This is a genomic window from Rhodococcus sp. R1101, assembly GCF_000278445.1.
GTDB classification, from domain to species: Bacteria; Actinomycetota; Actinomycetes; order Mycobacteriales; family Mycobacteriaceae; genus Rhodococcus; species Rhodococcus gordoniae.
Genome location: NZ_AJVB01000757.1, coordinates 1 through 1155, shown reverse-complemented (window position 1 = coordinate 1155; position 1155 = coordinate 1). Strand labels below are relative to the sequence as shown.

Genomic DNA, 1155 nt, shown 5'->3' with positions numbered 1-1155 from the left:
CGTCGTGTCGTGGTACTGCACGACGTCGAGCTGCTCCGCGTCCGTCACGATCTCGAAATCGTCGCCGGCCGAACCGCACTGGTCGCCTCCGATGGTGCCGACCGTGACGAGCCGGTCCGGGTCGTGTGCGCGGACGATTCCTGCCGCCTCGTCGATCCAGTTGCGGAGCAGTCGCGCACCACCGGGAAAGCACTCGCGTCGTTCGAGGGTGCATTCGTCGTCGGTGCAGGTCGCGGTCTCGGGTTCGCCGATCAACTCCCACATCGCCACCGAGGGCGACGATCCCCACCGTTCGACGGCCGTCGCGACCCAGTCGTCGTAGGCGAGCACATGACCGGGCAGCGGGTCGCGCCAACCGGTGTCGTACCAGTCGGCCTGTTTGTATCCACCCGCGTCGCAATCACTGTCCTGCGGCGCGAGAACCGGGATCACGTACACCCGGTGCCGTTCGGCGGCGTCGAAGACGGCGTCGAGCGCGGAGAAGTCGAGCATGTCGCCGATCCGGTGCACGGCGTGGGACTGGAAGGCATCGAAACGCACCACCGATCGGGGCGCCAGCGCACCGAAGAACTCGTCGAGATCCACCTCGGCACCGCATCCCCTGTTGATCTCCCAGCGCGTACCCAGCTGATAGGCGTTGAGCCCGGCGGGCCACCACGGACGGTCGTCGAGAACGAGCCGGTCGCCGTCCGCGCGGACCACCGGAAGATCCTCCGGAGGCGAGGGACGCGACGAAGTATCCTGCGCGCAGGCCGCGAGCAGGAGCAGAAGTGTGGTAGCAACCACAGCGACGCGCACGTTCAGAGACTAACCCGCGAGGTCGTGTGCACACGGGCCGGCCGGAAACATCGCGGCCTCCGTGGTGTATCCGGCCGTTCCGAGCGCAGGATCCGACGCGGACGTCAGCTGGGACGCGCGTCGGGGTGCTTGTGCACGAAGTTCAGGTACGCCTTCGACGGGGTGGGCCCGCGCTGGCCCTGGTACTTGGATCCGACCTTCGCGCTGCCGTAGGGGTGCTCGGCGGGGCTCGTCAGCCGGAACAGGCACAGCTGACCGATCTTCATTCCCGGCCACAGCGTGATCGGCAGGTTCGCGACGTTGGACAACTCGAGGGTGATGTGCCCGTCGAAGCCCGGGTCGATGAAACCGGCCGTC

The 1155-nt window shown here is 67.6% G+C and carries 2 protein-coding genes; both read right to left on the bottom strand.

The annotated features are described in order from the left end of the window. A partial coding sequence (locus tag R1101_RS28565; protein WP_037225026.1) for a beta-mannosidase occupies window positions 1–798 on the bottom strand: 798 nt, incomplete at its 3' end. Between the two features lie 104 nt (window positions 799–902). Beyond that, window positions 903–1155 (bottom strand): dCTP deaminase domain-containing protein (locus R1101_RS0123935; protein ID WP_016935685.1); only part of this gene is annotated, 253 nt, incomplete at its 5' end.